Genomic DNA, 22,080 nt, shown 5'->3' with positions numbered 1-22,080 from the left:
AGTCACCCGCTCACCCCCACCACCCGGGCGGGGCCGGGGGCGCCCCCCCCGCGCCGTATCCCATCGGACGGAGACGATCATGTCGCGCATTGGAATCCACTCTTTCGTCTGGTCGGCGAGCTCGGCGCAGGCGGACCTCGAACGCACGCTGGCCAACACGAAAGAAGCCGGCTTCGACCTGATCGAGTTCTCCTACCTCGATCCGGCCAATGTCGATATCGGCAGGCTGGCCAGGAGCATCGCCGATCTCGGCCTGGGCGTCGCCATCAGCATCGGCCTGCCGGCCGACGGCGACATCTCCAGCGCCGACAAGGCGGTCGCCGCGCGCGGCGTCGATATTCTCAACCGCACCATCGCGCTCACGCGCGATCTCGGCGGCCAAAAGGTCGGCGGCATCCTCTCGACCGGCCACGGATTGCAGACCGAGGCGCCGACGCGCGACCAGTGGAACCGCAGCGCCGCGACACTTGCCAGGGTCGCGGAAACCGCCAAGGCAGCCGGCGTCACGCTCAACCTCGAAATCGTCAACCGCTTCGAAAGCAACCTGCTCAACACCGCAGCGCAAGGACTTGCCTTCATCGAGGATACCGGCTCCGACAACATCTTCCTGCACCTCGACACCTTCCATATGAACATCGAGGAGGCCGATGTCGGGCTGGCCATCCGCCATGCCGCCAAGAAGATCGGTTATGTCCACATCGGCGAGAGCCATCGCGGCTTCCTCGGCACCGGCAGCATCGACTTCGCCGCGATCTTCGATGCGCTGACGGCCATCGGCTATAGCGACGATCTCAGCTTCGAGTCCTTCTCATCGGAAATCGTCGACGAGAACCTGTCGAGGAAGACGGCGATCTGGCGCAACCTGTGGACCGACAACATGGAGCTTGCCCGCCACGCGCGCCGCTTCATTGGCGTCGGCCTGGAAACGGCGCGCCGCAAGGCCGAGCTCGTTTCGGCATCGCAGAGGCTCTGAGGGCCTTCGAGAATCTCGAGAGGTGAATTGCGGCTTTTGAGGGCCATGCTCTGCTAGACTCCAGTTGATTCGCTTCGACAGGAAACGGCATGAGCAAGGCTCTCGGCACTTTCGCGTTGGTCACGGTGTTGAGTGCCTTGCTGATGGCGCTTTCGCTGGCGGTGGCCAGGCATGGTTACCCTTACGGCGCCTTCGGCATGAAGCGCCTCGACGGCATCGCCGACGCGGGCTCCTTCCTCGCCATTGCCGCCATCTATTTCTTCAGCGCGCTGCTGATGATGATCCTGCCCATCCGCGCCGCCGGCATCGTGCTCACCCACGCCGCCGACGCGATCTTCTGGGCCGCGATTGTGTTGTTCGCCACCATCGTTGGCTCGCTTCTGGCCAGATGGGCTTTCGGCCAAAGTGGAGCGCTCTGGGCGCTTTTCAACTGGCGCTTTCTCTTCGTCGCGGCGATCGTGGCGGCGCATCTCACCATGAACGAGCTTCGTCGCAACGTCCTGCTCAGAAGCCTGTTCTTCGTCATCTTCGCCGCGGTAACGCTCGCCTGCCTGTTCTGGTCGTTCTCCGTCTGAGGGCCTCGCGCCGATTCCATGTCGTGACAGGTCGTCGCGGACAAGCCTGATGGACTTCCACCGTCGCGCGCCTACCTTTATCGAAAGCGCTCGGGTAGACCTTTCGGCGGACAATGCGTATATCATTTGTCTGACAAATGAGCGGCGCGTTGCCGCCCCTGCTATCTCGAAGAAATAAGCCAATCTCGAAGGAAAAAAGATGACCGTGCTCCGCAAGAACCTGATCGACGGCGAGTGGCTGGGCGAGGCCGGCTCGCGCAACATCAATCCGTCGAACACCAATGATGTCGTCGGCGAATACGCCTCGGCCGGGCCGGAGGAAGCAAAACAGGCCATCGCGGCCGCCAAGGCGGCCTTCCCCGCCTGGTCGCGCTCCGGGCCGCTGGCCCGCCATGCCGTGCTGAAGAAGACCGCCGACGAGATCATGGCGCGCAAGGACGAGATCGGCCGCTCGCTGGCCCGCGAGGAAGGCAAGACGCTGGCCGAAGGCGTCGGCGAAACCATCCGGGCGGCGCAGCTCTTCGACTTCTTCGCCGGCGAGACGCTGCGCCTGTCGGGCGAGCTGGTGCCGAGTGTGCGGCCGGGCGTCGGCGTCGAGATGACACGCGAAGGCGTCGGCGTCGTCGGCATCATCACGCCGTGGAATTTCCCGATCGCCATTCCCGCCTGGAAGATCGCCCCGGCGCTCGCCTATGGCAACACAATCGTCTTCAAGCCGGCGGAGCTGGTTCCCGAAAGCGCCTGGACCATCGTCGACATCCTGCAACGCGCCGGCCTGCCCAAAGGCGTGCTCAACCTCGTCATGGGCAAGGGCTCGGTGGTCGGCCAGGCCATGCTCGACAGCCCGGACGTCAACGCCATTTCCTTCACCGGCTCGGTCGGCACCGGAAAACGCGTCGCCGCCGCAAGTGTCGAGCATATGCGCAAGTTCCAGCTCGAGATGGGCGGCAAGAACCCGCTCGTCGTGCTCGACGATGCCGACCTGGCGGTCGCCGTCGACTGCGCGATCAACGGCGCCTATTTCTCGACCGGACAGCGCTGCACCGCGTCCTCGCGCCTGATCGTCACCGAAGGCATCCATGACCGCTTCGTCGATGCGGTGAAGGATCGCCTGGACAAGCTGGTCATCGGCGACGCGCTGGACGCCAAGACCCAGATCGGTCCGGTCGTCGACCAGACCCAGCTCAAGCAGGACGAGGACTATATCGCGATCGGCCGCCAGGAAGGCGCCGAGCTCGCTTACGGCGGCGAACGGCTGGAGCGTGAGAACCCGGGCTTTTATCTCAGGCCGGCGCTGTTCCTCGGCGCCACCAACGCCATGCGCATCTCGCGCGAGGAGATTTTTGGGCCGGTCGCCAACGTCATCCGCGTCAAGGACTATGACGAGGCGCTGGCTGTGGCCAACGACACCCCGTTCGGCTTGACCTCCGGCATCTGCACGACGAGCCTGAAGCACGCGACGCATTTCAAGCGCAATTCCGAAGCCGGCATGGTGATGGTCAACCTGCCGACGGCGGGCGTCGACTTCCACGTTCCGTTCGGCGGCCGCAAGGGCTCGAGCTATGGCCCGCGCGAGCAGGGCCGCTACGCCATGGAGTTCTACACCACCGTGAAGACGGCCTATACGTTTGCCGGCTAACGGGCTGGGTCGATGATGTCGGACCTTGCCGGAATGACCTGGCTCAACCCGCCGCCGCACCATGTGTTCGGCGACGGGACGCTCCATGTCCGCACCGGCAAGGAGACCGATTTCTGGCGTGAGACCTTCTACGGCTTCCAGCGCGACAATGGCCATTTTCTCTACCGGCCGGTCGCGGGCGACTTCAGCGCCGAGGTTACGATCAAGGGCGACTACAAGGCGCTCTACGATCAGGCCGGGCTGATGCTGCGGCTCAGCGAAACGCACTGGATCAAGGCCGGGATCGAATACACGGACGGGCTTGCCTACTTTTCCGTCGTCGTCACCAACGACAGTTCCGACTGGTCGCTGGTCGCCATTCCCGCGGACCCGAACGGCGTCCGGATACGCCTGACCCGTCACGCCGAGGCGATCCGGGTGCAATATCTCGATGCGTCGGACAGCCATTGGAACCCGGTGCGGCTGGCCTATTTCCCGACCTCGCGGAGCGTCGATGTCGGCATGATGTGCTGCTCGCCGCAGCGCGAAGGCTTCGAGGTCACCTTCTCCGACTTTGTGATCGGTCCGCCGATTTCCAGGGACTTGCACGGCTGAGCGGCTTGGAGCCGGCCAAGGTTGGCGTCATCGGCCGGTGCCGTCCAGTCCCAGCCCGTGGCGAACCGCATCGCGGATTGCCTCCGGCCCGAACCGGGACCACGCACCATCATAGGCTCGGGCCCGCAGGCTAGCCATGCGGGCGCGGTCCAGGCACAGCTCGACCGTCAGGCGGGCAAGATCTTCGTTGCTCTCGGACAACAGCACCTCTTCGCTGTCGATCAGGCCGAGGCCTTCCACCGCCAATGGCGTTGCGATGACCGGAACGCCCCAGGCCATCGCTTCGAGTATCTTGATGCGCGTACCGCCGCCCATGGCGAGCGGGACGATGGTCAGATGGGCGGCGGACAACAGCGGCCTGGTGTCGTCCGGGTCTTCGACCAGGCTGACCCCGTCCAGCCGTGCCAGGGCACGAACGGGCGGCCGGGGCGAACGGCCGGCGAGAACGAGCTTCGCGGTCGGCAACGCCTGCCGGACGCGCGGCAGGACGGCGAGGGCCAATCGCTCGGCGGCGTCGATGTTCGGCGCATAGCCCAGATGGCCAACATAGAGGATGAGTGGAAAGGCATCGGAGATGGCCGGCTGTGGCGGCAGCGTCCGTGGCATCAGATCGGCGCGCGGGATACCGTTTGGCACAAGGTCGACGGGTATTGCGGGCCGGACAAATGCCTCCAGCCGCTCGCGGTCCAGCTGCGAGCAGATCCAGATCCGGTCGACGATGGCAGCCGCCCTTCTTTCAAGTGGCCTGACGCCGGACGAAAACAGCCGCCACCTCTTGCGCGGCAACTGATCGGCGAGGTCGGATTCGACATTATGCATGTCGAGAATGAGTTGCCGGGCCATCGGCCGCAAGGGAGCGAGAAGTTTGAACAGCGCAATGCCTTCGACGATGATCGTGTCCGGTTGGAAGTCCTGAACCAGCGCCTTGAGGCGCGCCAGGGCCGGAAGCGCTATCCGGCTCTCGCCCTTCATCCTGCGCCAGCCAAGCGAAGGCGCCCGCCGCTCGGACGGATTGGTTAGCTGAGCCACGCGGATGTCCATGCCGGCTGGTTGGGCTTCGCCGATGCGCGGCGCAAGCGAGGCCAGGCAGACCGGGCCGAACGCGGCGGCGGCCATGGCATTGCCGAAATTCCTGAGATCGGCGCCGGATGCCGGCGGAAAGGGCGGGTCGTGGCAGACAATCAGTGTTCGTCGCAAACCCGTCCAACCCCACTCATATGGCCCGGCGGTATCGTTGGAACCGGTGCTCTTGAGACCCGCATTCCCTGTGACCTCCTCCGGCCAGGCTGTCAAGCCGTGATGCCAGTCTCGCTGCCGGTTACCAGCCGGCCGCCATAGCAAGCGTTGGACAGCTGCAGGCCGCGGTTCCCCTGATGGTGCCGGGACCCTAGAGCAATTCCAGGAAAAGTGTGAAACGGTTTTCCGTCCGGAATTGCGTCAAAACAAAGAGATAGAGCGGTTCGCCGTTTCCGTGAAACGGTGAAACGCTCTAGACGTCCATCCGGTGCTGGAAGAACTGCAGGAACAGCTCACGCTCGGTGGTGATGTCGAGCTTTTCATAGATGCGGCGGCGGTGGTTCTTCACCGTGCCGACGGTGATGCCGAGCCGCCCGGCGATATTGGCGGTCGGGTGCCCGGCGAGGATAAGCTGCACCAGCTCGCGCTCGCGCGATGAAAGCTCCGGCCAGAGACTCGCGGGGATGCTCGGCTTCTGCTGCGGCGAGGCGCCGGGGCCGCTTGGCGCCGAGGTGCGCGAAAAATCGCTGCCGCGCGCCTTTATGTCCAACGCATGCAGCGCTTCGAACACCGGCAGCCGCTCGGTGAGCAGCGCGATCTCGCTGTCCCTGAACGATATTTTCGAGCGATCGAGGAAAATGCCCAGGCACCAGTCGCCGCCATCGGCCAGCATGATGCCGACCTCGTCGCAGATCTCCGACTGCGCCAGGAAGCCGGCTATGTACTGGCCGCGCTTGGCCTCCTCGTCGGCAAGTCCCTTGAGCGGCATGATGCCGAGCCGGCGTTCGCGCCGCCACGAGGCATAGAAGGGATCGAAGACGTAGTAGTTGTCGAGATAGCGCCGCACCATCTCGTCCGAGAAGCGCCGATGCTTGACGAATTCAGGCGTCTTGGTCGCCGAATAGCGCGTCACCGTCACCAGATCGTGCGCGATGTCGGCGCCGATCAGGTCGATCAGGCAGTCGACATGCTTGTCGGTGCCGGTGGCGGCGATCGCCTTGGCCAGCGGCGCCCAGATATTGCCCATGCGCATGCCCTCTTCTCGGCGAACCCAGCCTGCGCGTCATTGTGCCTTTAGGCATATGGCGCGCTCCGGCTCGTCGAATCTAGCCTGTGGTCACTCTCGGCAAGGGAAAGCGACCCGTGGACCAGATCACCACCAATCCCATCGTCATCGGCATCGACGCCGGCGGCACCATGACCGACACGATCCTTGTCGATCAGGACGGCCACTTCAAGATCGGCAAGTCGGCGACGACGCCGAAGAACGAGGCCGAAGGTTTTCTCGCTTCCGCCGAGGACGCGGCTGACGCCTGGGGCATCTCGCTGCAGGACCTGTTCTCGGGCGTCAATGTGGTGCTCTATTCCGGCACCGGCATGCTGAACACGCTGCTGTCGCGCACCGGCCGCAAGCTCGGGCTGATCACCACCAAGGGCCTCGAGGACATGATCCTGATGGGTCGCGGCCTGCAGGCCTGGGCGGACTATTCCTACGCCGACCGCCTGCATGCGGTCACCCACCATCATCCCGATCCGCTGGTGCCGCGCCGCCGCACCCATGGCGTGACAGAGCGCATCGACCAGTTCGGCGACGTCATCCTGCCGCTCTACGAGCACGAGGTGCATGCCGCCGCGAAGAAGCTGATCGCCGACAAGGTCGAGGCGATCTGCATCATGACCGTCTTCTCGCATGTCAATCCTGCGCATGAAAAGCGCATCGCCGAAATCTGCCGCGAGGAGATCGCGGCCGCCGGCGCGGACATGCTCGTCTACTCGAGCCACGAGGTGCGCCCGGTCATCCGCGAGCAGTCGCGGCTGAACTCGGTGCTGATCGAGGCCTACGCCACCTCGCGCGGCCGCAGGCAGCTCAAGGGCATCGAGGACGTCTCGAAGAAATACGGCTTCAAATACGGCGTGCAGACGCTGCTCTCCTTTGGCGGCCTCACCTCGATCAACCATCCGCGCCTGCACGAGACGATGATCTCCGGGCCGATCGGTGGCATTCTCGGCGCGGCCTATGTCGGCAAGCTGATCGGCAACGACTCGCTGATCTGCTCGGATATGGGCGGCACGTCCTTCGACATGGGCGTCATCACGCGCGGCCAGACGCGGATCGAGAACGAGCCGCTGATGGACCGCTTCAAGCTCAACGTTCCGACGCTGCATCTCGACACGATCGGCGCCGGCGCCGGTATGATCCTCAAGGTCGATCCGCTGACCAGGAAGGTTTCGCTCGGGCCGGAAAGCGCCGGCTCCGACCCCGGCCCGATCTGCTTCGCCAAGGGCGGCACGGAGCCGACCATCGCCGATTGCGACGCCATCCTCGGCCGCCTGAACCCGCATTACTTCCTCGGCGGCAAGGTCGTGCTGCAGGTCGACAAGGCGCGTAAAGCCTTCGAGGAGAAATGCGCCCGCGTGCTCGGAGTCGGCGTCGAGGAGGCCGCCGAAGGCATGATCGACATGCTGGAGGCCGACGCGAACAACGCGTTGCGCCGCGTCATCTCCGGACAAGGAATCCATCCGTCGGAATTCACGCTGCTCTCTTATGGCGGCTCGGGGCCGCTGCATCTCGCCGGCTGTTCCAGGGGCATCGGCTTCAAGGACATCATCACCTTCCAGTTCGCCGCCGCCTTCTCGGCCTTCGGCTGCACCACCGCCGACTTCATGCGCCGGCACTCGGTGTCGACGCAGCTCGATATCGGCGCCCGCGCGGGCGATGATGAGCTGCAGGATTTCGGCGCCAAGGTCACCGCCGTCTGGAACGATCTGACCAGGGCCGCGGTCGATGAAATGGTCGCGGACGGCCATGCGCTGGACAAGATCAGGACCGTGCCGTTCCTGATGATGCGCTACACCGGCCAGCTCGAGGACGTCGAGGTGATGGCGCCGCTGTCGGCGGTTCACTCGGCCGAGGACATGCGCAAGGTCATCGCCGAGTTCGAGGCAGTCTATGCCAAGGTCAATCACCGCGTCTCGCGCTATGGCGAAGCCGGCTTCTCGATCACCGAGCTGGGGCTCATCGCCACGGCGGACAAGGTGAAGCCAACGTTGGTCAGGCGGCCGCTCGGCAAGTCCGATCCGGTATCCGCCCATAAGGGTGTGCGCGAGGCCTATATCGGCGGCCGCTGGCACAAGGCCAATCTCTACGAGATGGACCTTCTGCAGCCCGGCCATGAGGTGGCCGGCCCGGCCATCATCGAACACCCCGCGACGACGCTTGTCGTCCATCCGCAGGACCGCGTCTTCGTCGACGAATGGACGCTGCTCCACTACTCCCATGCTTGAGAAGGCGAACGCTATGCTGGACAAACCCGCCTCTGCGCTCCGCATCCGCGAGTGGCTCATCGAATCCGAACGGCTGATGGAAGAGACCGGTTGCTATGACGGCATCACCGAGCTCCATCTGCGCAACCAGGACCCGCTGAAGTTCGAGACATTGCACACCAAGCTGCGCGCCTATTGCGTCTCGGCGCGGGAAATGGCCCGCCGCATCTCGGCCTCGCCCGGCGTGCGCGAGGTCGGCGAGATGGTCGTCGCCATCTACACGCCGGAAGGCGACGCCATCGCGCTCTCCAACGGCATCATGGTGCATGTGCACACCATGAGCCGGTTCATCAAATGGATGATCCGCAACGGCTACGAGGAGAACCCGCAGATCCGCGACGGCGACATTTTTGCCAACAACGACGCCTTCATCGGCACCGTGCAGGTGCCGGACGTCATGGACGTCATGCCGATCTTCCACTCGGGCAGGCTGGTCGGCTGGGCCGGCGCCGTCTGCCACGAGTTGGAGGCCGGCGGCATCACGCCGGGCGGCGACGTGGCACTCGCGCAGGAGCGCTTCACCGAGGGGCTGTTCGTCTGCGCCGAGAAGGTCGGCGAGAATGATGAACTCCGGCGCGACTATGTCATCCGCTGCGAGCGCAATCTTCGCATGCCGATCTACTGGGTTCTGGACGAGAAGGCCAAGGTCGCCTCCTGCATCGACATGCGCGAAAGCGTCAAGGCGCTGATCGATGAGATCGGCCTCGACTACTGGATGCAGGTGTCGAAGGAATTCATCGAGGAAGGCCGCCGCGCCCAGCTTGCGCGCACGCGCCAGCTGACCGTGCCCGGCATCTATCGCGGCCATACTTTCTACGGCCATGTCACCGCCGGCAAGCCCGGCTACCAGCCGCTCGGCGATCCCGACTGGCTCTACAACATCCCGATCGAGATGGAGATCACCAGCGACGGCAAGATCATCATGGACTTCGAGGGCACGCAGCCCTGGGGTTACCATTCGATGAACTGCACGCCGGCCGGCATGGATGGCGGCATGTTCGTGACGCTGACCCAGCACATGAACTTCGAGGGCCTGGTCAATGACGGCGCCTGGATGGCGACCGAGCTGAAGCTGCCCGCCGGCACCTGGACCAACCCCGACAACGAGATGGTGGCGACCGCGACCTCCTGGGCTCTGCTGCTGCCGGCCTATGGCGTCTTCCAGCGGCTGCTCTCACGCTCCTTCATCGCGCGCGGTTTCGTCGAGGAAGCCTTTGTTGGTCAGGTCAACAGCCCGATGATCGAGATGGGCGGCGAAAGCCAGTACGGCACGCCTTTCGGCATGGCGCATTTCGAATGCGCCGCCGCCGGCTCCGGCGCTTTGGCCATCAAGGACGGGCTCGACACCGCCTATGTCGGCTGGAATCCGGAATCCGACATGGGCAACATCGAAATCTGGGAACAGAACATGCCGATGCTCTATATCGGCAGGTCGATCGTTCCCAATTCGGGCGGCGCCGGCAAATATCGCGGCGGCTGTTCCTTCCTGTCGACCTGGCTGGTCAGTAAGACCGATCATTTGCGGCTGGTCACCTCCGAGCACTCGTCGCGCGTCTTCGACAATGGCGGCCTGTGCGGCGGCTATCCGGCGCCGACCTGCCAGAAGCATCGCGCGGTGCGCGACTCGAACATCTTCGAGCTCGCCGAAAACCGCGCGCCGCTAGCCCACCACACCGGCACCAATCCGTATCGTTCGGAACTCGAGGTCCGCCTGGAAGGCGAGCATGTGACGCTGGAAGGGCCCTACATCACCGCGCCGCACAAGACGGGCGATGTCTTCACCCACTCCTACAATGGCGGCGGCGGTTTTGGTGACGTGCTGGAGCGCGACCCGGTTAAGACGGCTTGGGACGTCGAGAACGGTTTTCTCACCAGGGAAGCGGCCGAAGGCGTCTTCGGCATCGTGCTCGACGAGGACGAGGACGGCTTTCCGGTCGCCAATCTAGAAGCCACGAAACGACATCGCGCCGAGATGCGGGCAAAGCGCCTGGCGCGGGCCAAGCCGGTCTCGGAATGGGTGGCCAAGGAGCGCGAGCGGGTGAAGGCGGCCGATTTCGCGCCCGAGGTGAAGAAGATGTATGCCAGCGCCATCAAGCTCTCGCCGCGCTTCGCCAAGGATTTTTCGGCCTTCTGGGATGTCGACGCCAGATCGACCTTCGGTGTGGAGTAAGGGACCATGACGTCATACAGCAAGGAAGTCATCGCCGATCTGGTTGCCGGCACGCTGCCCTGGCCGCAGACGCGCCGCATCATGAGCGCCTACAAGGACGACGACCGCTTCTTCAAATATGTCTCGGTGCTGCAGGACCGCGTCGGCTGGAGCGATCCGATCCTATTGCCGGTGGGCGACCACCTCTTCATCTGCCAGAGCGGCGACGAGCGGGTGACGAAATGCGAATGCGGCCATTCCTTCGGCGACTATCGCAAGAACTGGAAGCTGAAGGCCGCGATCATCGTGCGCCACAGCGAGGAGTCCTTGCGCGAGATCTATCCCAACAGCGACTTGCCGGATCCGGAGTGGATGGAAATCCGCGAGTTCATCTGCCCGGAATGCGGAACGCTGCATGAGGTGGAAGCGGCAGCCCCCGGCTATCCGATCGTGCACGACTTCGAGCCGGACCTCGAAGGCTTTTATCGCGACTGGCTGGGCAAGCCGCTGGAGCCACTGACCAGAGCAATTCCAGGAAAAGTGTGAAACCGTTTTCCGTCCGGAATTGCGTTGAATAGAATGGGAGGTTGATGGCAGGAATGGGCCGCGTCGCAGGCAAGGTCGCTTTTGTCACCGGGGCCGGGCTCGGCCTCGGGCGGGCGTCGTCGCTTCTTCTGGCATCGGAAGGCGCAAAGCTGGTCGTCGGCGACATCGACGAAGGCCTCGCCGGCAACACGGCGGCCGAGATCGTCAAGGCGGGCGGCGAGGCGCTCGCCCTTCGCCATGATGTGTCGAAACCCGAGGACTGGCCAATTGTGATGGCGGCGATCGAGCAGCGCTTCGGGCGTCTCGACGTGCTGGTCAACAATGCCGGCATCGCGATTGCCAGGAACATCGAGGACACCTCTTTAGCCGAATGGCGGCGCACCATGGCGGTCAATCTCGACGGCGTCTTCCTCGGCTGCCAGGAGGGCATCAAGCTGATGAAGAAATCCGGCGGCGGCTCGATCATCAACCTCTCCTCCATCGACGGCATCATCGGCGAGGCCGAGCTTGCCGCTTATTGCGCCTCCAAGGGCGGCGTGCGCACCTTGACCAAGGCCGTCGCCGTGCACTGCGCCGAACAGCGCTACGGCATCCGCTGCAACTCCATCCATCCCGGCTATATCTGGACGCCGCAGACGGAGAATTACCTGCGCGATTTGGGCACGCTCGACCAGGAAAAGGCCAAGGCCCTATCCCGGCACCCGATAGGCTTCCTCGGCGAGCCCAGCGACATCGCCTGGATGGTCCTCTATCTCGCTTCCGACGAATCCAAATTCGTCACCGGCTCCGAAATGATCGTCGACGGAGGCTATCTTGCTGTGTGAACACGGAGACCGCATGCGATGACCAACCTTACCGGCCGCAGCGCCATCGTCACCGGCGGTTTCTCCGGCATGGGCTTTGCCATCGCAACGGCGCTGGCGAAGGCCGGCGCCAATGTCGCCGTCGGCTCCTATGTGGCGCCGCCGCAAGCGGGCAGGGCGGATGCCGCCTACTATCCTGGCGCGGACGAGATCGAGCGTGTTCGCTCGGCGCTTGCCGCGCATGGCGCCAAAGTGCATGCCGCGCATCTCGACGTGCGCGACAGCGCGCTCACCGATCGTTTCATGGCCCAGGCCGAGGCGGCCATCGGCCCCGCCGACATCCTCGTCAATGCCGCCGGCACGACCGCCGAGCAGCCGGTATGCGGTCATTCCGACGAGCTCTGGGACAAGATCGTCGACACCAACCTCACCGGCGCCTTCCGCACGATACGCGCCGTGCTCCCCGGCATGATCGAGCGCGGCTGGGGGCGCATCGTCAACATCGGCTCGACTGCGGCGTCCGTCGGCTGGAAGGACAATCCGGCCTATTGCGCCTCCAAGGCCGGCCTGCTCGGGCTGACGCGTTGCGTGGCTCTCGAAGGCGCGCCGCATGGCGTCACCTGCGTGATGATCAGCCCGACCTGGGCCGAGACCGAGCTGATGCGCCGCAACGTCGCGCAGGTGGTGGCGCGCGAGGGCAAGGGCCGCAGCGTCGAGGACGCGATGGACGAATTCAGGAAAGGCAACCCCCAGGGGCGCATGATGCAGCCGGAGGAGATCGCGGCGCTCGCGGTCTTCCTCTGCTCCGATCTCGCCAAGGGGATCACCATGGAAAATATCCAGATCACCGGTGGTGCTTTGTGGTAGCGTCCGCTCGGGGGATGGATCGATCCCGGCCTTCAGGGAGGAAGCCGGCTTAAGAGAAGGACCATCAACCAAACAGGGGAACTGACATGAAAAAGATAAGTGCCTTGAAAGGGGCCGGCATCGGCCTCGCATTCATGCTTGCCGCAACGACGGTCGGGCAAAGTGCCGATCTCGGCGCCAAGGACGAGCCAATCAAGCTCGCCATGCTCGAGTGGACCGGCGCGCACGTCTCCACCCACGTCGCCGGACAGCTTCTGCAGAAGCTCGGCTACAAGGTCGAATATGTGACCGCGGGCAACTTTCCGCAGTTTTCCGGTCTCGCCGATGGCTCGCTCAGCGCCTCGGTTGAGGTGTGGATGAACAATGTCGGCGACATATATCCCAAAACGCTTGCCGCGAAGCAGATCGAGGACATCGGCAAGCTCGATTTGAAGACGCGTGAAGGTTGGATCTATCCGAAGTACATGGAGAAGGTCTGCCCCGGCCTGCCGGACTGGACGGCGCTCAACAAGCCGGAATGCATCCAGGCGCTGTCGACACCGGAGACCGCGCCCAACGCACGCTTCCTCGATTATCCCGCCGACTGGGGTTCGCGGGCGGCGACCATTCTGGCCGACAATTCCATGCAATACACGGCCGTGCCCGCGGGCTCGGAAGGCGCGCTGGTGGCCGAGCTCGAGGCCGCGGAGGCGGCCAAGACGCCACTGGTCATGATGTTCTGGGGCCCGCATTATGCGCTCGCCGAAAATGACGTCGGCTGGGTCACCATGCCTCCCTGCAAGGAGCAGACCAACGAGCACTGCATCACCCCGCCCGATGTCGACAAGATCGTCTGGTCCGGCTTCGGCGCCAAATGGCCGGCGGCCTATGCCTTCCTCAAGGCGTTCAAGATGGACGCCAGCGAGCAGGAGAAGATGATGCTGGCCGTCGACAAGAAGGGCGAGGACCTCGATACTGTGGTCAAGGCCTGGATCGACAAGAATGAGGCGGTCTGGAAGCCTTGGGTCGACGGCGCCAAGGGATAGGCACGGCAGCAATTCGCGATCGGCAGCCGACCTGGATGTGACAGGGCTGGGCCGGTAACTGTCGGCATTGGGATAGCTCACCGTTTCTTGAACTCGCTGCGCCGCCCCAAACGGCGAAGCTTCAGAACCGAGGCGCAGTTCGAGGGGCGCCGAACGTGAAGCTTCTCGTCAACCAGTGGCCGCGACCGCTAACCGTCCCTCTGCGACCATCGTCATGAAGCCAATGACCGCTCCAGCGTGGTGCCCATGAACTTGACAATCTTCGGCTATGCGAATGTCGCAGCGCTTTCCCTAACTTGAGAGGGCGTCTGCCCATGCACTTTCTTGAAGCTTCTTGTGAAGTGCGAAGCGTTCTTCAAGCCCACTTCGAGCGCAACCTCGAGCATCGTTGCCTTTGTCTTTGAAACCAGTCGCTTGGCGCGCTCCATACGGATTTTCTTTAGCGCTCGCGCCGGAGTCATCCCCGTCGTCTGCACAAAGACCCGCTCGAGTTGCCGTCTTGAGAGGCCGAGCTTCAAGGTAAGGTCTCTTATGGTCAGTCCGCTTTCCAGATCTTCCTCCATGGCCATGAGGGCAATCTTGACGTGGTTGTTGCAATAGTCCTCGATCAGAGGACGCCGCGGTTGGATGTGGACCGCGGGTCTTGCCCGGTCGATCTGGAGGACTTCAAGCGCGTTGCGTTCGGCCTGCACGCTTATGTGGCGTCGCACGAGGGCCGCTGCCATATCGGCCACGCTGGTGCCGCCGACACAGGACCCGCGCCTCCGGTCCAGATTGAAAATACAATCGGAGCGGACTGGATGATTCGGAAATCGGTCGCGAAACTCTCGGATGTGGAGCCAGCTTACACAGGTTTGATGATACCGCATCAATCCCGCCTCGGCCAACACGAACGACCCCGTGCAGACGCCGATAAGTGGGACTTTGGCGACGGCCGCCCGCCGAAGATATTCGAGCGTCTGGCGATCGACGGGCTGCTCCTCGCGCAAGAGTCCGCCGACGACCACGATGTATTGAAATCGGCCGGGGTCGACAAATCCCGATGTGGGGGCAACATTGATCCCGCAACTTGAGGCGATGAGGTTGCGGCTGCTGCTCAAGACTTCCCAATCCGCAGCCACACGGCCGGAGTGGTCCAACTCGTCGCTGGCCAGGCGCAATGTGTCGACGAACAGGCTGAACGCCGACAGAGTAAAGGACTTGGCGAGGATAAAACCGACTTCCAGCTTTTGAGGTGAGGACATCTGCAACCCTCCAACAATGCCCCGCAAATCGCTCAGGAATTCAGGAGCGATTTGAGATCGATATCCAAGTCCGCGATCGCATTTGGCTCTGGCGATTTTCCGGCCTCGATCAGGCGCTTGGCTACCATATAGGCGGCGGGCTGGTTGATGGCGTCGACGGCAAGCAACTCCTCGCCTCGATAGTACCACACGGACAGGGCGTGGTCGGAAAATCGTCGCGTTACGGCGGCATCATGTCCACTCGCCAGACCGACGATTTGTAGCTTGATATCGAACTGATCCGACCAGAACCATGGCTTGGCTTGGTAGCCATCGGATGCTTGCATGATCGTCTTCGCCACCGCCTCGCCTTGATCGATCGCGTTGCCGACACTTTCGAGCCGGATCCGCTGGCCTCTCCAAGGAAATGAAGCGCAGTCTCCGGCAGCCAGGATGAACGGATCCGATGTCCGGCAGTTTGTGTCGACCTTGATGCCGTTCTGGATCTCCAGACCGGCTTCCTGGGCCAGCTTCATATTCGGGTGGATACCGATGCCGACGATCGCGAAATCCACCGCGAAGGTGCGGCCGTCCTTCAAATGCGCATGGGTCACGCGGCCGTCCAGGCCGCTCAAGGTCGCCAATTCAGCCCCTTCGCAAATGTCGACGGCGTGGTTTCGATGCAGCTCCCGGAAGAAGGATGCGGTTTGCACCGAGGCCACACGCTGAAGGATGCGCGGCGCGCTCTCGATGAGAGTCACACGCAGACCGAGCTTCGCCGAGACGGCAGCGGCCTCAAGGCCGATATACCCTCCTCCGATAACCAGGACATGCCGCCCGGCCTTGAACTCCGGCGCCATTCTGTTGGCGTCGGCAATCGAGCGGACATAGTAGATACCGTCGAGGTCCCCTCCTTGTTCTTTGCTCAATGAGCGCGGCCGCGAGCCGGTTGCAAGGACAAGATGACCATAGCGTAGAGCGGATCCGTCGCTCAGCGTTACTTCGTGTCGGGTTCTGTCGATCCGCTCAACGTGAGTGCCGCGCCTGAGCTGGATTGCCTTCTGGTCGTAGAATGAAAGCGGCCTGAAGAACATCCGCTCCTCCGTGATATCGCCCAGCAAATAGCCCTTGGAAAGAGGGGGCCGCTGGTAAGGCGGCTGCGCTTCGTTTCCTATCAGGGAGATTGGACCGGAATGTCCGAGATCGCGCAGCTTCGAGCAGACTGAAAAGCCCGCTTGCCCAGCCCCGACAACGACGACCGGAGCACTCTTGTCGACCGCTTCGCCGCTCATGGCACAGCCGCTCCCTCAGTTGGTCCGCAGAGGCGCCGTCGCCTTCAGCATCGCGGTGATCAGCGCGTCGCGACGCTCGGACAGCTTTGCCGGCGATTGATCGTCAGCCGCCTGGATAACGCCCGACACGAGCTGCTCGGCCAGTCCCTGGTCGAGATGCAGGACGCCGAGATCATCCCACCAGCGGTTGAAGCTGTCGGTATAACGTTGGCAGAACGCGGCGAGGCCGCCTTCGCCCGCGCCGAGATGGAACAGCATGGTCGGGCCCATCGCGGCCCAGCGGAGACCAGGTCCGGCCCACATGGCTTTGTCGACGTCTTCGACGCTGGCGACGCCGGTCTTCACCAGATGGATCGCCTCGCGCCAGACCGCTGCCTGCAGCCGGTTCGCGACATGGCCCGGCACCTCGCGGTTCACGCGAATCGTGACCTTTCCGACGCCTGCGTAGAAACGTTCGGCCAGCGCCACCACGCCATCTGCCGTCCGCTCGTTCCCCATGACCTCGACCAGCGGGATGAGGTGAGGGGGATTGAACGGATGTCCGAGCACAAACCGGCCCGGGTTCTTCCATCCCGCCTGCATCTCGCTGAGCGTCAGGCCGGATGCCGACGATGCCACGATCGCGTCCGGCGCCAGCGCTGGTTCTATCTTGGCAAACAGCTCGTGCTTGATGTTGATCCGCTCCGGAACGCTTTCCTGAATGAATTGCGCGCCGTCGACAGCTTCGGCCGCCGACTTATGGAAGCTCACGCGATCCGGATTGCCTTTCCCGGTGAGGCCAAGGTCTTTCAGCACCGGCCATGCCTGCTCGATATAGTTGCGGACCTGCGCCCCAGCCGTATCGGAAACATCGAACACCGAAACGCTGTGGCCGGAGGCCAGGAACAGAGCCGTCCAACTCGCGCCGATAACGCCCGCGCCGAGCACCGCCGTATGATTGACGTTCGTCATCTAGAACAATCCTGGTTGCAGGGGAGAGGCGGCGGTCAGCCCGCCGTCGAGAACAAAACATTGACCGGTAGCGAAGGCGGCCTGGTCGGAAACCAGCCAGGCGACGGCATTGGCGATGTCGCTCGGCTCGCCGAGCCTGCCGATCGGGTGCCTGGCGATCGCATCCGCCTTCGCGCGCGCCGGATCATGAGCGAGGTCGAAGCCATCCGACGCCATCTCGGTCATGATCCAGCCCGGGCAGATGGCGTTGCATCGCACCTTCGGCCCGTGATCGACCGCTATCGAGCGCGTCAGGCCGTGCACGAAGGCCTTCGACGCATTGTAGATCGCCATTTTCGGATCGGACGCATTGCCGGAGATCGAGCCGATATTGACGATGCTCCCGCCGCGCTCCGCCATGAATGGCAGCACCTCGCGGCACATGTTGAACATGCCCTTGCAGTTCGTTCCGACGACGAGATCCCAGTCCTCGTCGGTGGTCTCAACGACCGTTTTGGTGAGCTGCATGCCCGCATTGTTGACGAGGGTTGCGGGCTCGCCAAAGGCTTCGCGGGCCGAGGACACGATGGTCTTGGCGTCGGCGGCTATGCCGACGTCGGCCTGAACCCAGGCGACTTCGGCGGGAAGATCGTGCGGCTTGCCGCTGCGGCCGCAGGTCAGCACCCGAGCGCCGTCGGCGACAAGCCTGTCGACGATCGCGCGACCGATGCCGCGGCCGCCGCCGGTGACGATCGCCGTTTTTCCCAGCAGATTTTGTCCTTGGGAGGCCACGCTTCTTCTCACTCAAAACGCAACATTGTCGGCGCCCTTGAGATTGAGACGCGCTCGCACTTCGTCCGGGGTGGCGATGGTGCGGCCGAGATTTTCGATGATCGAGCGGATCTTCCTGACCTGTTCGGCGCTCGATATGGCTTTCTGTCCCGGGCCGATATAGAGGCTGTCCTCCATGCCGACCCGTAGGTTCCCGCCGAGCAGCGCCGCCTGGGTGGTGAATGGGATCTGGTGCCGGCCCGCCGCCAGCACGGACCATTCATAATCGTCGCCGAACAGTTTTTCGGCGATCGTGTGCATGTGCACCAGATTGTCGAGGTCGGCGCCGACGCCGCCAAGGATGCCGAACACCATCTGGACGAAGAAGGGCGGCTTGACCCAGCCCTGGTCGACGACCCAGGCAAGATTGTAGAGATGCCCCAGGTCGTAGCATTCGAACTCGAAGCGCGTTCCGTGTGCCTCGCCGAGTTCCCGCAGCGAGTACTCGATGTCGCCGAACGTGTTGCGGAAGATGAAATCCCGGGTCATCGCCAGGAATTCCGGCTCCCAGTCGTGTTTCCAGTTCGAGTACTTGTCGAGCATCGGGAAGATGCCGAAATTCATCGAACCCATGTTCATCGAGGCCATTTCGGGGCTGACCGAGCTGGCGGCGCGGAGCCGCTCCTCGCGGCTCATGCCGAGCCCGCCGCCGGTGGTGATGTTCAAGACGGCGTTGCAGGATTGCTTGATGCGCGGAAGAAAATCCTGGAACAGTTCCGGTCGCGGATCGGGCTTGCCTGTCTCGGGATTGCGCGCGTGGAGATGGATGATCGCCGCGCCCGCTTCGGCGGCGTCGATGCTCGCCTTTGCAATCTCGGTCGGCGTGATCGGCAGATGTTCCGACATTGTCGGCGTGTGGATACCGCCGGTCGGCGCGCATGTGATGATGACGGGTTTGCTCATGGTCAAAGTCTCATCTGCTGAACCTGGGCCGAAAGGCCGCCGTCGAGAACCCACAGCTGGCCGCTCGCGTAGCGCGCTTCGTCGCTCGCGAGCCAGTTGACCAGATTGGCGACATCCGTTGGCGTGCCGTAGTTCCGGATCGGATGCACGTTACGCACCGCGTCGCGGAGCGTGTCGATCGTGCCGCCGCCGCCTCCCGATCCTGCGCCGGCAAAGAAAGCCTGCAGCATCGGCGTGTCGACATAGCCCGGGCAGATCGCGTTGACCCGGATGCCTTCGGGCCCGTGGTCGCAGGCCACGGCACGCGTCAATGCATGCACCGCGCCCTTGCTCGCGCAATAGGCCGCCAGGCCCGGATCGGCGATGAAGCCGTCATAGCTGCCGAAATTGATGATCGAGGCGGTCTTGCCGCCGCCGGCGGCCTTGCGCATCAGCGGCAAGGCGTATTTGCAGGTGAGGAACATGCCGGTGACGTTGACCGCGAAGCAACGGCTCCATTCCTCGAGCGTGGTGTGCTCGATGGTCTTTTCGATCTCGATCCCCGCCGCGTTCACCAGCACGTCGAGCTTGCCGGCCGCCGCCTCGACCTTGGCCATGGCGGCCTTCACCTGGCCTTCCGAAGTGACGTCCAGCTCGACGAACGCCGCGGATCCCTGCGGCGAGGAACCCATGCTTCCCGTGTCGCTCAGATCGGCCGCGAAGACCCTCGCCCCTTCGGCAAGAAACCTGTCGCAGATGGCACGGCCGATGCCGCCGCGCCCGCCGGTTACCAGCGCTACCTTGTCCTGAAGTTTTCCGCTCATGAGGAGCCCTTTGAACCGCTGGCCTGCAGATGGCGCCGGCTAAATGCCGTTCGAATGCGCAACCCGCCCATCACGCCGCGCATCGCGCATAGGCGTCGAGGACCAGACCGTGAAAATGATGCACGGCGTGCTCCGATTGCCCGGAGCCATTGGGATCGTTGACGATGCGCCCCTGCGTGAAGGCCGGCGTGTTCATCCCCTTCTGAACGCTCTCGACGATGTTGATGTCCTCGACCTGCAGCACCTCGTCGAGATATTTGATCGACTGCAACTCCGCCTCGTCCGGCTCCTTGGATTCGAGGAAAAAGTCGTAGGTCTCGAAGGTCCGATCCGGCCCTGCCGGAATGATGTTGAGGACGATCATCGAGGATCGCCCGGGGTAGCGCATCAGGCAGGTGTTCGGCCACAGCCACCACACGGCATGGGTCCGCACGGTCGCGTTGGAGACGTCATAGGCCGAGTTGGCGGATTTGCCGGCATCTGCCATATGGCTCGAATAGATGCCGTGGGTCGTCACCTTGTAGGTGCTCATGTCGACAAGCGTGCAGAAATCCTTGTGCGCCGTCGGGCAGTGGTAGCATTCGAGGAAGTTGTCGACGACGTTCTTCCAGTTCGACTTGATGTCGTAGGTCAGCCGATGCGCGAAGGTCAGCTGATCGATGTCGGGCGCCCAGTGCTTGATCTCCGTGGCAAGGTCTCCGGTCTGGGAGGCAAGCGACGGGGCCGAAGGATCCAGATTGACGTAGACGAAGCTGCAAAACTCCTCGACCTGGACATGGTCGAGGCAAATGTCCTTCGTCTGAAAATTCTCCAGCGTTTCGGTGTGGGGCGCGCGCACCAGCTGGCCGTCGAGACGGTAGGTCCAGGCATGGTAGGGGCACATGATCTTGTTCGAGTTGCCCTCGCCTGACAGGAGAGCATGGGCGCGGTGTTTGCACACATTGTAGAAGGCGCGCAGAACGCCTTCGCGGTCCCGGACGACGGCTACCGGACGCCCCGCGATCTCGACCGCGATGTAGTCGCCCGGCCTGCGGACTTTTTCGACATGGCAAACCCACTGCCAGGTCCTTGCAATGATCGCCGCAAGATCGACCTGATACCAGCTCGGATCGGTATAGGCGTCGCTCTTCAGCGAAAGGGACCGTGAGGGGTTCGGCGAGTATCCCTCCTTGATGGCGGCGAACTCGTCTTTCGAAGGAAGCAGCGTCATCGGAGCACCTTTCGTTTCGTGCGCCTGTGGCAGGACACGATAGAAAGCTTGCTGCCGCCGAGGCGGAGACTCTATGCGCAGTTCGCCGCTGGTTTATCGTTTTTCGCCAGCGGCCTCGCTGCCGTCGTCCTGCGCCTTCCGGTGCATCGGCCAGGCCCTGAACTCGAAAGGTATGCGGCCCTCGACGCGGTCGGAGCGTGGCGAAAGGCCAAAGCGTTCGCGATAGGCGCGGCTGAAATGGACCTGGCTGGAGAAGCCCGAGGCGATCGCAATCTCCGACATCAGCATGTCGGTCTGGGTCACCAGGCCGCGCGCCCGGTCGAGCCGGATATCGCGATAGTAAAGCGCCGGCGGCTTGCCGACATAGTGCTTGAAAAGCCGGTCGAGCTGCCGTTGCGAGATGTCCACCTTGCGGCAGAGCTCGGGGATGGTGAGTGTCTGCTCGAGGTGTTGCTCCATGATCGCTATGACCTGGCGGACGGTCTTGGGCGCCGTGCGGCCAAGCGGTTCCGCATTGCCCGGGTTCTGCGACGTTCCGGCCGGCCTCAATGTCGGGTGGAAAATATACCGGGCTGCGGCATTGGCTAAAGCATCTCCCGCGCTTGCCCGGATGAGGTGCAGCGCCACATCCGCCGAAGCGATGCCGCCGCTGCAGGTGAAGCGCTTTCCGTCATGGACGAAGATGTCTTCCGAAACGTCGATGTCGGGGTGCAGCTCCTTCAGCGCGTCGATATGCTCGTAATGCACGGTGGCGCGCCGTCCGGCGAGCAGCCCGGCATCGGCCAGGATGAATGCACCAGTGTCGAGCCCGCCGACGATGGAGCCGCTGCGCGCCCATTTCCTGAGCAACGCCTGAAGGTGAGGGGTGCTCGCCGTCTCTGGCGTCCAGCTCGCGGAAACCAGGACGATTTCGAAATTTTGCTCTTCGACGGAAGCCAGTTTTTCCGTCTGCACCATCATCCCGTTGCTGGCCAGGCAGGACCCGCCCTGGGTGGAGGCGAGCACCCATCGAAAGCGGGTCAGTCCCTCGAGATAGTTCGTCGCCCGGAACGGATCGATGAAGGCCGTCGTCGCCGCCAAATTGAAGTTTGGCGTGACCACGACGAGGATTCTGATCAGCTGCGCGTTCGGAGCCACGTGTCCAAAGATCGAAAATT

Annotated in this window: 20 protein-coding genes; 10 read left to right on the top strand and 10 right to left on the bottom strand. The window is 63.4% G+C overall.

Annotation, left to right across the window (positions count from 1 at the left end; translation table 11 throughout):
* Nucleotides 1–79: 79 nt before the first annotated feature.
* The 4 genes from AC4FWB_RS27605 (at nucleotide 80) to AC4FWB_RS27590 (ending at nucleotide 3,781) form a co-directional block, all read left to right on the top strand.
* Complete coding sequence (locus tag AC4FWB_RS27605) at nucleotides 80–973, top strand: sugar phosphate isomerase/epimerase family protein (RefSeq protein WP_491029396.1); 894 nt, start codon at nucleotides 80–82, stop codon at nucleotides 971–973.
* Nucleotides 974–1,062: 89 nt separating this feature from the next.
* Nucleotides 1,063–1,548 (top strand): hypothetical protein, encoded by a 486-nt coding sequence (locus AC4FWB_RS27600; RefSeq protein WP_491029395.1) that lies wholly within the window; start codon nucleotides 1,063–1,065, stop codon nucleotides 1,546–1,548.
* A gap of 199 nt (nucleotides 1,549–1,747) precedes the next feature.
* A complete protein-coding gene (locus AC4FWB_RS27595) occupies nucleotides 1,748–3,187 on the top strand; it encodes an aldehyde dehydrogenase family protein (RefSeq protein WP_491029394.1) in 1,440 nt (479 codons plus the stop codon).
* Nucleotides 3,188–3,199: 12 nt separating this feature from the next.
* A complete protein-coding gene (locus AC4FWB_RS27590) occupies nucleotides 3,200–3,781 on the top strand; it encodes a DUF1349 domain-containing protein (RefSeq protein WP_491029393.1) in 582 nt (193 codons plus the stop codon).
* 27 nt (nucleotides 3,782–3,808) lie between these two features.
* Here the strand turns inward: AC4FWB_RS27590 and AC4FWB_RS27585 are convergent, their stop codons facing one another.
* Both AC4FWB_RS27585 and AC4FWB_RS27580 read right to left on the bottom strand, forming a co-directional pair.
* Nucleotides 3,809–4,978: a glycosyltransferase family 4 protein gene (locus AC4FWB_RS27585; RefSeq protein WP_491029392.1), complete on the bottom strand. Its 1,170-nt coding sequence runs from the start codon at nucleotides 4,976–4,978 to the stop codon at nucleotides 3,809–3,811.
* Between the two features lie 292 nt (nucleotides 4,979–5,270).
* Nucleotides 5,271–6,050 carry a helix-turn-helix transcriptional regulator gene (locus AC4FWB_RS27580; protein WP_491029391.1) on the bottom strand — a complete coding sequence of 260 codons (780 nt, stop codon included), beginning with the start codon at nucleotides 6,048–6,050 and terminating at the stop codon, nucleotides 5,271–5,273.
* A gap of 110 nt (nucleotides 6,051–6,160) precedes the next feature.
* On the opposite strand from AC4FWB_RS27580, the gene AC4FWB_RS27575 reads away from it, so the two are divergent.
* The 6 genes from AC4FWB_RS27575 (at nucleotide 6,161) to AC4FWB_RS27550 (ending at nucleotide 13,731) form a co-directional block, all read left to right on the top strand.
* Nucleotides 6,161–8,302: a hydantoinase/oxoprolinase family protein gene (locus AC4FWB_RS27575; protein WP_491029390.1), complete on the top strand. Its 2,142-nt coding sequence runs from the start codon at nucleotides 6,161–6,163 to the stop codon at nucleotides 8,300–8,302.
* A 13-nt stretch (nucleotides 8,303–8,315) separates the two neighbouring features.
* Entirely contained in the window at nucleotides 8,316–10,511 is a 2,196-nt protein-coding gene (locus AC4FWB_RS27570) for a hydantoinase B/oxoprolinase family protein (protein WP_491029389.1), read from the top strand.
* Nucleotides 10,512–10,517: 6 nt separating this feature from the next.
* On the top strand, nucleotides 10,518–11,036 hold the full coding sequence (locus AC4FWB_RS27565; protein ID WP_491029388.1) for an acetone carboxylase subunit gamma: 519 nt from the start codon (nucleotides 10,518–10,520) through the stop codon (nucleotides 11,034–11,036).
* A gap of 53 nt (nucleotides 11,037–11,089) precedes the next feature.
* On the top strand, nucleotides 11,090–11,860 hold the full coding sequence (locus tag AC4FWB_RS27560) for a glucose 1-dehydrogenase (protein ID WP_491029387.1): 771 nt from the start codon (nucleotides 11,090–11,092) through the stop codon (nucleotides 11,858–11,860).
* An 18-nt stretch (nucleotides 11,861–11,878) separates the two neighbouring features.
* Nucleotides 11,879–12,706: an SDR family NAD(P)-dependent oxidoreductase gene (locus AC4FWB_RS27555; protein WP_491029386.1), complete on the top strand. Its 828-nt coding sequence runs from the start codon at nucleotides 11,879–11,881 to the stop codon at nucleotides 12,704–12,706.
* Nucleotides 12,707–12,792: 86 nt separating this feature from the next.
* Complete coding sequence (locus AC4FWB_RS27550) at nucleotides 12,793–13,731, top strand: ABC transporter substrate-binding protein (RefSeq protein WP_491029385.1); 939 nt, start codon at nucleotides 12,793–12,795, stop codon at nucleotides 13,729–13,731.
* 266 nt (nucleotides 13,732–13,997) lie between these two features.
* On the opposite strand, the gene AC4FWB_RS27545 is transcribed toward AC4FWB_RS27550, so the two are convergent.
* The 8 genes from AC4FWB_RS27545 to AC4FWB_RS27510 all read right to left on the bottom strand — a co-directional run bounded on the left by AC4FWB_RS27545 (nucleotide 13,998) and on the right by AC4FWB_RS27510 (nucleotide 22,060).
* Entirely contained in the window at nucleotides 13,998–14,975 is a 978-nt protein-coding gene (locus AC4FWB_RS27545; RefSeq protein WP_491029384.1) for a GlxA family transcriptional regulator, read from the bottom strand.
* 32 nt (nucleotides 14,976–15,007) lie between these two features.
* Entirely contained in the window at nucleotides 15,008–16,246 is a 1,239-nt protein-coding gene (locus AC4FWB_RS27540; RefSeq protein WP_491029383.1) for an NAD(P)/FAD-dependent oxidoreductase, read from the bottom strand.
* A 15-nt stretch (nucleotides 16,247–16,261) separates the two neighbouring features.
* On the bottom strand, nucleotides 16,262–17,197 hold the full coding sequence (locus AC4FWB_RS27535) for a 3-hydroxyacyl-CoA dehydrogenase NAD-binding domain-containing protein (RefSeq protein ID WP_491029382.1): 936 nt from the start codon (nucleotides 17,195–17,197) through the stop codon (nucleotides 16,262–16,264).
* The gene (locus AC4FWB_RS27530; RefSeq protein WP_491029381.1) at nucleotides 17,198–17,968 is read right to left on the bottom strand and encodes an SDR family NAD(P)-dependent oxidoreductase; all 771 of its coding nucleotides are present in this window, start codon (nucleotides 17,966–17,968) and stop codon (nucleotides 17,198–17,200) included.
* A 12-nt stretch (nucleotides 17,969–17,980) separates the two neighbouring features.
* Nucleotides 17,981–18,910 carry a 3,5-dioxohexanoate:acetyl-CoA acetone transferase gene (gene kce, locus AC4FWB_RS27525; RefSeq protein ID WP_491029380.1) on the bottom strand — a complete coding sequence of 310 codons (930 nt, stop codon included), beginning with the start codon at nucleotides 18,908–18,910 and terminating at the stop codon, nucleotides 17,981–17,983.
* A gap of 2 nt (nucleotides 18,911–18,912) precedes the next feature.
* The gene (locus AC4FWB_RS27520; protein WP_491029379.1) at nucleotides 18,913–19,713 is read right to left on the bottom strand and encodes an SDR family NAD(P)-dependent oxidoreductase; all 801 of its coding nucleotides are present in this window, start codon (nucleotides 19,711–19,713) and stop codon (nucleotides 18,913–18,915) included.
* Nucleotides 19,714–19,783: 70 nt separating this feature from the next.
* The gene (locus AC4FWB_RS27515) at nucleotides 19,784–20,923 is read right to left on the bottom strand and encodes an aromatic ring-hydroxylating oxygenase subunit alpha (protein ID WP_491029378.1); all 1,140 of its coding nucleotides are present in this window, start codon (nucleotides 20,921–20,923) and stop codon (nucleotides 19,784–19,786) included.
* A gap of 93 nt (nucleotides 20,924–21,016) precedes the next feature.
* Nucleotides 21,017–22,060, bottom strand: a complete 1,044-nt coding sequence (locus AC4FWB_RS27510; RefSeq protein ID WP_491029377.1) for a GlxA family transcriptional regulator — start codon at nucleotides 22,058–22,060, stop codon at nucleotides 21,017–21,019.
* Nucleotides 22,061–22,080: the final 20 nt, after the last annotated feature.

The sequence above is a fragment of the Mesorhizobium sp. LEGMi-168a genome, from assembly GCF_058312955.1.
This window is presented reverse-complemented; position numbering and strand designations above follow the sequence as displayed.

Excerpts from the sequence above, each read along its gene's own strand:
- AC4FWB_RS27540 (WP_491029383.1), bottom strand. The coding sequence starts at position 16,246 with ATGAGCGGCGAAGCGGTCGACAAGAGTGCTCCGGTCGTCGTTGTCGGG.
- AC4FWB_RS27535 (WP_491029382.1), bottom strand. The coding sequence starts at position 17,197 with ATGACGAACGTCAATCATACGGCGGTGCTCGGCGCGGGCGTTATCGGC.
- AC4FWB_RS27550 (WP_491029385.1), top strand. The coding sequence starts at position 12,793 with ATGAAAAAGATAAGTGCCTTGAAAGGGGCCGGCATCGGCCTCGCATTC.
- AC4FWB_RS27520 (WP_491029379.1), bottom strand. The coding sequence starts at position 19,713 with ATGAGCGGAAAACTTCAGGACAAGGTAGCGCTGGTAACCGGCGGGCGC.
- AC4FWB_RS27605 (WP_491029396.1), top strand. The coding sequence starts at position 80 with ATGTCGCGCATTGGAATCCACTCTTTCGTCTGGTCGGCGAGCTCGGCG.
- AC4FWB_RS27600 (WP_491029395.1), top strand. The coding sequence starts at position 1,063 with ATGAGCAAGGCTCTCGGCACTTTCGCGTTGGTCACGGTGTTGAGTGCC.
- AC4FWB_RS27580 (WP_491029391.1), bottom strand. The coding sequence starts at position 6,050 with ATGCGCATGGGCAATATCTGGGCGCCGCTGGCCAAGGCGATCGCCGCC.
- AC4FWB_RS27590 (WP_491029393.1), top strand. The coding sequence starts at position 3,200 with ATGATGTCGGACCTTGCCGGAATGACCTGGCTCAACCCGCCGCCGCAC.
- kce (WP_491029380.1), bottom strand. The coding sequence starts at position 18,910 with ATGAGCAAACCCGTCATCATCACATGCGCGCCGACCGGCGGTATCCAC.
- AC4FWB_RS27570 (WP_491029389.1), top strand. The coding sequence starts at position 8,316 with ATGCTGGACAAACCCGCCTCTGCGCTCCGCATCCGCGAGTGGCTCATC.
- AC4FWB_RS27560 (WP_491029387.1), top strand. The coding sequence starts at position 11,090 with ATGGGCCGCGTCGCAGGCAAGGTCGCTTTTGTCACCGGGGCCGGGCTC.
- AC4FWB_RS27515 (WP_491029378.1), bottom strand. The coding sequence starts at position 20,923 with ATGACGCTGCTTCCTTCGAAAGACGAGTTCGCCGCCATCAAGGAGGGA.
- AC4FWB_RS27595 (WP_491029394.1), top strand. The coding sequence starts at position 1,748 with ATGACCGTGCTCCGCAAGAACCTGATCGACGGCGAGTGGCTGGGCGAG.
- AC4FWB_RS27565 (WP_491029388.1), top strand. The coding sequence starts at position 10,518 with ATGACGTCATACAGCAAGGAAGTCATCGCCGATCTGGTTGCCGGCACG.
- AC4FWB_RS27555 (WP_491029386.1), top strand. The coding sequence starts at position 11,879 with ATGACCAACCTTACCGGCCGCAGCGCCATCGTCACCGGCGGTTTCTCC.
- AC4FWB_RS27545 (WP_491029384.1), bottom strand. The coding sequence starts at position 14,975 with ATGTCCTCACCTCAAAAGCTGGAAGTCGGTTTTATCCTCGCCAAGTCC.